Origin of the sequence: Brevibacillus sp. HB2.2 (genome assembly GCF_013284275.1) — a bacterium.
Classification (GTDB): domain Bacteria; phylum Bacillota; class Bacilli; order Brevibacillales; family Brevibacillaceae; genus Brevibacillus; species Brevibacillus brevis_D.
On record NZ_JABSUV010000002.1, the window covers coordinates 258,487 to 264,767 of the forward strand.

6 protein-coding genes are annotated in these 6,281 nt (G+C 48.7%); 5 read left to right on the forward strand and 1 reads right to left on the reverse strand.

The genetic code is table 11. The annotated features are described in order from the left end of the window. Nucleotides 1-41 precede the first annotated feature (41 nt). From HP401_RS02580 to HP401_RS02600, 5 genes are all read left to right on the forward strand, one after another. Entirely contained in the window at nucleotides 42-599 is a 558-nt protein-coding gene (locus tag HP401_RS02580; protein WP_016740391.1) for an ECF transporter S component, read from the forward strand. After that, nucleotides 599-1,561 (forward strand): P1 family peptidase, encoded by a 963-nt coding sequence (locus HP401_RS02585; protein ID WP_173603941.1) that lies wholly within the window; start codon nucleotides 599-601, stop codon nucleotides 1,559-1,561. The genes HP401_RS02580 and HP401_RS02585 overlap by 1 nt, the downstream gene beginning before the upstream one ends. A 37-nt stretch (nucleotides 1,562-1,598) precedes the next feature. Then, the gene (locus HP401_RS02590; RefSeq protein ID WP_064199675.1) at nucleotides 1,599-2,816 is read left to right on the forward strand and encodes a M20 family metallopeptidase; all 1,218 of its coding nucleotides are present in this window, start codon (nucleotides 1,599-1,601) and stop codon (nucleotides 2,814-2,816) included. Between the two features lie 140 nt (nucleotides 2,817-2,956). Further along, nucleotides 2,957-4,744: a M3 family oligoendopeptidase gene (locus tag HP401_RS02595; protein ID WP_173603942.1), complete on the forward strand. Its 1,788-nt coding sequence runs from the start codon at nucleotides 2,957-2,959 to the stop codon at nucleotides 4,742-4,744. Nucleotides 4,745-4,865: 121 nt separating this feature from the next. After that, nucleotides 4,866-5,117: a hypothetical protein gene (locus tag HP401_RS02600; RefSeq protein ID WP_173603943.1), complete on the forward strand. Its 252-nt coding sequence runs from the start codon at nucleotides 4,866-4,868 to the stop codon at nucleotides 5,115-5,117. 79 nt (nucleotides 5,118-5,196) lie between these two features. On the opposite strand, the gene HP401_RS02605 is transcribed toward HP401_RS02600, so the two are convergent. Further along, nucleotides 5,197-6,105 carry a C40 family peptidase gene (locus HP401_RS02605; protein WP_173603944.1) on the reverse strand — a complete coding sequence of 303 codons (909 nt, stop codon included), beginning with the start codon at nucleotides 6,103-6,105 and terminating at the stop codon, nucleotides 5,197-5,199. Nucleotides 6,106-6,281 lie beyond the last annotated feature (176 nt).

A 6,281-nucleotide genomic window follows, 5' to 3' on the forward strand; every position in this document is an offset into this window, starting at 1 on the left:
GTAGGGCATTCCACATAAAACGCGTAAAAGGAGGAGTATGCATGGAAAAAGGCTTGACCGTTCGCAAGATTGTCATTGCAGGCGTTCTGGGCGCGATCGCGATTTTGCTCGGGGTGACACGTCTCGGCTACATTCCGGTTCCGACAGCAGCGGGCAATGCCACTATTATGCACATCCCGGCTGTTATCGGGGGCATAATGGAGGGCTGGGGCGTTGGTATGATCATTGGCCTTATATTTGGAGTCTCTTCTTTCTTAAATGCCACCGTTCCCCTTTTTAAAGACCCTCTCGTTGCCATCCTGCCACGCTTGTTTATTGGTGTGACTGCTTACTTGACATACGTTGGTTTGAAAAACGTCAATCAGTATGTAGCGATTGGTGCCGCTGGCTTTATTGGGGCGATGACCAACACGATCCTGGTACTGGGCATGGCCGTCATTCGAGGATATATGACCCTCGGTGTAGCGACCACGGTCGCGATCACGAGCGGCTTGCCAGAAGCAATTGTTTCTGTCATTGTTACGGTGGCTGTTGTTGCGGCTTGGAAAAAATTAGGCTCAGCAGGCAGACAAAAATCAAAAATTTCAGGAGACTTATAATGAGTGGAACGATTGTTGACGTACCCGGCGTTCTCGTCGGGCATGCACAAAATGAAGAAACATTAACGGGATGCAGTGTGATTATGCTGGAAAAGCCGTCTGTCTGCGGTGTGGATGTCCGGGGTTCTGCCCCGGGTACCCGCGAGACGGACCTCTTGGACCCTGTCAATCTTGTGAGTGTCGTCCATGCGATTTGCCTTTCCGGTGGTAGTGCATATGGTTTGGATGCTGCTACAGGTGTCATGCAGTATTTGGAAGAACAAGGCATCGGACTGGATGTTGGCTTTGGCGTCGTTCCTATCGTTCCAGCAGCAGTTTTGTTCGATCTGGCTGTAGGCGACTATCGGGTTCGTCCGGATCGTCAAATGGGCTATGAGGCAGGACAGGCAGCGAGCCGTGAGACAGTAGCACAAGGAAACGTCGGCGCTGGTACAGGTGCGTCAGTAGGAAAGCTGAATGGATTTGGGAATGCGATGAAGAGCGGATTGGGCACAGCTTCCGTCATTCTACCCAATGGACTCGTCGTTGGTGCCATCGTCGCTGTCAATGCGGTCGGTCATGTCGTAGATCCGCAGTCAGGGACGATCATAGCTGGCCCGAGAGATGAACAGGGAACGATTCGGGATAGCGTGGAGTTAATGCGTCTGCGAGCTTTTGCCCCGATCCCTCCAGGTACAAACACGACGATTGCCGTAGTCGCGAGCAATGCCCACTTGTCCAAAGCAGAAGCAAATAAAGTAGCGCAAATGGCTCACGACGGGCTTGCCCGTACGATCCGGCCGATTCACACCATGTACGATGGCGATACGATCTTTGCGGTCGCAACAGGCGAAGTCGAGACGAGTGTAGACTTGGTGGGCGCGTTGTCCGCAGATGTTCTGGCTGAAGCCGTCATCCAAGCCGTTAAGCACGCGGAGGAGGCAGGAGGACTGCCTTCTTATCGTAGTTACTTCCAGGAATAGGTGTACCATAATGGGATGCAGAGGAGAGGATTGGCGGATGAATCAGGTGATATCCTTTGTTGACGAGCAGGAGGTTGTGCGCCTAACGCAGGAGCTCGTTAGAATTCCGAGTGTGTTTCGCCCTGATCAGGCAGGAGCGAATGAAGAGCGGGTAGCGCTATTTGTCGCCGATTATCTTCGCAATATGGGGTTGCAGGTCTTCTATGAAGAGGTTGTTCCGGGCAGGCCGAATGTCATCGCTTTTTACGATTCGGGTAGACCTGGCAAAACGCTTTTGTTCGAAGCCCATACAGATGTTGTAACAGAAGGGGACCGGGGTGCTTGGAGCTACGACCCTTTTGGCGGGACAATATCTGGTGGGCGTATCTACGGGCGTGGATCCTGTGACACAAAAGGAAATCTGGCTGCCGCAATATGTGCCGTCAAAGCTATCCAACGATCCAAACAGTCTTTTACAGGCAAAATCCTCCTGTGCATCCCTTGCGATGAGGAGAGCATGATGATCGGGATCAAAGATTTCATCCGGCGCGGCTGGGCCAACAACGTCGATGCTGCGATCATCTGTGAACCGGAAGAAAATCAGCTCTGCATCACGCAAAAAGGAGCAATGCGAGCGATTCTTCGTACGTTTGGCAAAATGGCGCATGGAGCTATGCCATTGACAGGAATCAATCCGAACACAAGGATGGCACGCGCCATAGTCGCATTAGAGGGGTTGGAGCGCAAGGAAATGGCTCGTCTGGGAGAGCACCCGATGTTGGGGTGGCCGAGTATCACTCCGACGATTTTGCAGGCACCGGTCAAAGGAGACGCTCAAATCAACGTCGTACCGGATCAATGCATGACCACACTTGATATTCGCACAGTACCTGGGCAGGACCACCAAGGGCTGTACAAAGAAATCAGTGCCATATTAGAAGGATTAAGTAAAGAAGATGACAAGTTCAAAGCCACCTTGGAAGTCATCGAAGAGCGTCCTTGGACGTTGACTGGCATGAAGGAAGAAGTCGTGACCGCTGTCGCAAGCGCCTATCGGGAAATCACGAAAAAAGAACCCGTATACAATGGCGTTCCAGGTGCGACAGATGGAACCTTCCTGCACAAGGCAGGCATTCCGATTTTAACAACAGGTGCAGGCGATCGCCACATCCCTCATCATGCAGACGAGTACGTAGCGATTGACCAATTGGTAGAATCTACCCAGCTTTTTGCCTTGTCCGCCTTGACGTTTTTGACGCAGCCGGTACGAGCTTGATCGTCTACAAAAGAACTCTGCTTACGCTAGCGGCAGAGTCTTTTTTTCGCAAAAGAAGTTTTCTTAGTAAAAACTTGCAGAATCCATCTAATTTTTTTTACAATAGGCTTGTTACATAAGTGAAAAGGAGGCGCGTGCCCATGAATATGCGCTGGAATTTGGACGTCTTGTATTCCTCATTTGATGCACCAGAATGGAAACAAGATTGGGAGAAGTTCGTACGGGAAACAGAAGAGATCAAAAGCTGGGCAGCGCAAAACTTGCAATCTTCAGAAGATGCAGTAGCGAAGATGGAGAAATACATCACGATGATGACCTCCGTCCTGCAAACGCAATTCCGCTTGTACGCCTACGGAGAGCTGACTGCCAGCGTCGATGCTAAGAATGAGGCAGCACTGCTCGCGATTGAAAAAGTGCAGAATCAAGCTGTTGAATTGGTTGAACCAGGCGTACAATTCCAAAAATGGTTAGGATCGTTGAGCAACCTGGCCGAGTTGATTACCCAGTCGGAACTGTTAGAAACACATCGTTTTATGTTGACAGAAATGTCAGACAAGAGCAAATACATGCTGGGCGAAAAAGAAGAAATCATCTTGGCAAAAATGAAAAATACAGGGTCAAATGCATGGACAAAGCTCCATGAAATGCTGACCTCCACATTGCTGGTAGACATTACAGTCGATGGAGAGCACAAGCAGCTTCCATTGCCAGTGGTGCGAAACATGGCGAACGAAAAAGATCCACAGCTTCGCAAAACGGCATACGAGGCAGAACTTGCCGCTTACAAAAAAATCGTTGATGCTGCTGCTGCCAGCTTGAATGGAATTAAGGGCGAGGTTATTACCGTAGCGAAGCTGAGAGGCTATGAATCACCACTGGATAAGACATTGCAAGACTCCCGCATGGATCGCGAGACGCTCGAAGCAATGCTTCAGGCAATGCGTGAGAGCCTGCCATCCTTCCATCAATACTTCCGTACAAAGGCGAAGCTGCTCGGTCATGAGAGCGCTCAATTGCCGTTTTATGATTTGTTTGCGCCAGTGGGCGAGGCAGACATGCGTTTCTCTTATGAGGAATCCCGCGATTTCATCGTGAAGCATTTTGGTAGTTTTAGCGAAAAGCTCGCCAACTATGCAGCACGAGCGTATGACAATCAGTGGATAGATGCAGAGATTCGTGAAGGCAAGCGTGGAGGGGCATTCTGCTACAACCTACACATCGTAGGGGAGAGCAGAATTATGTCCAACTACACAGGCAGCTACAGCGATGTGAGTACAATGGCACATGAATTGGGACATGGCTATCATGGAGAATGTCTGGTAAACGAAGCCTTCTTGAATAGCGACTATCCAATGCCAATCGCTGAAACCGCGTCCATTTTGTGCGAAACCATCATTGCCAATGCAGCGCTTGAACAAGCGACCTCCGAGGAAGCATTTGCGATTTTGGAAAATGATATCAGCGGAGCAAGTCAGGTTATCGTTGATATTTATAGCCGTTACTTGTTCGAGACTGCTGTCTTTGAGCGCAGAACAGAAGGTGCCTTGTCTGTTTCAACGCTGAACGAACTGATGCTGCAAGCGCAAAAGGACGCGTATGGAGATGGTTTAGATCCGGCAGCCCTGCACCCGTACATGTGGGTATGCAAACCGCACTATTATAGCGCGGATTACAATTTCTACAACTTCCCGTATGCTTTTGGACTCCTGTTCGCGAAAGGCTTGTACGCAGAGTATCTGAAGCGCGGGGAAGCTTTTGTTGAGCAGTACGACAAGCTCTTGTCTGTAACGGGCAAAATGAGCATTGCGGATGTAGCAGCCATCATGGATGTTGATGTACGCTCCGTTGATTTCTGGCGGAATTCCCTTTCTTTGGTTGCAAAAGATATCGAAAAATTCGTTGAGCTCGCGTCTGCTCGCCTGAACTAAATTAGGAAGAACGTCCGCTATGTCATTAGCGGGCGTTTTTTATTTATGCTGCAAAGCGTTTTTGTGCGCATAGGGAACAGAGGGGAAGGAGAAAGTAAGAAAAAACAGATGAGGTGATTACGTGGTAAATGGATTGCAGTTACTCGACCTATTACGGGAAACGGAGAACAAAATGCTGCATTTACATAGAGCCATCGACAGAGTAAGCAGCGAGCCAGATTTCAAGGAGTCTGTCAGTGTTCTTACCGTAGTCGTTCGTGATTATCAACTTCAGCTCGACAAAATGAAGCAAGCGTTGGGCAAAATTGAAATCGGAGGGCAGCAACAACAGCAACAACAGCAGCAGCAGGGACATAATACCGAAATACATTAAGCATAGAACGACAAATAGCCCTCGAACTGCGCTGAAAAGGCAGAGAGGGCTGTTTGTTTGCTTATCCGTGTAGGAAAGCTTACTGGAAATTAGCGTAACGCTTCACACCGTAAAACGGGTAAAGCTTATGCATGTATTCGACTTTGCCATAACGAACATCTTCGCCATTCGCGTGCACAATTGCTCCATTACCCAGATAGATCGCTACGTGAGACACGCGTCCTTTTCCAAGCGCATCGTAGAACAAAAGGTCACCCGGCTGTGCTTGATCCAGTGATACTTCTTGACCGCCACGGAATTGATCTTCAGAAGTGCGCGGAAGTGTAACCCCAAGCTGCTCAAAAACGTATGAAGTAAAGCCACTACAATCAAAGCCATTCGGAGTCGTTCCGCCTAAAACGTATGGTGTTTTGAGCAATGGCTCAAAAATTTCCTTCAAACGACCCAGATCTTCTGCATTTACCTCGGCAGGTAGCGAAACGGTAGAAGTGAGGTTTGGACTGAGGAATTCTGTAGCAACGTATGCTTCACGATCTTCGAATTCGATTTTCGTCCATTCACTACCCGTTTCTACGACTTCTACAATGGAACCGAGTCGTAGCTTGCCTAACACTTTTGCGTCAGCCGAAGGCTTTTTACGCACATTCAGCACGTCACCAGTGACACGGGCTTTTTCACCAGCGGTTAGTTCTTTAGACTCAGTGGTAGCGTTATCATTCTGATCGACAGTTACATCGGAAGGAATGTCTGTCGCAATGGAGCCAGTAGTGTTTGCACCATGAATTGACAAAGTTTGTCCAATTGACAATCGATCATCATTCAGTTGGTTCCATTGAATAATTTGATCCACCGTGACCTGATGTTCGCGAGCGATCTTGCTCAACGTATCACCTGCTGATACCACATATGCCGATGAGGAAGCATGGGCAGCAGTAGGCAGCAGAGTGAAGAGGGCGAGGAAGGTGAGTAGCCTCGAAGTCTTTTTCATGTCATCGTCTCCACCAATCTACTAAAATCTGCATATCTAGCTAAAATTCTATCGGATTTTGCTTGGTAAATCTATGAAAAAATTAATCTTTCTATTATTTTTAAAAAACTATTGCTTCACGAGATAGGATCGTGCTATATTACAGAAGTCGCCGCAAGATGGGGGACAAAAACCAC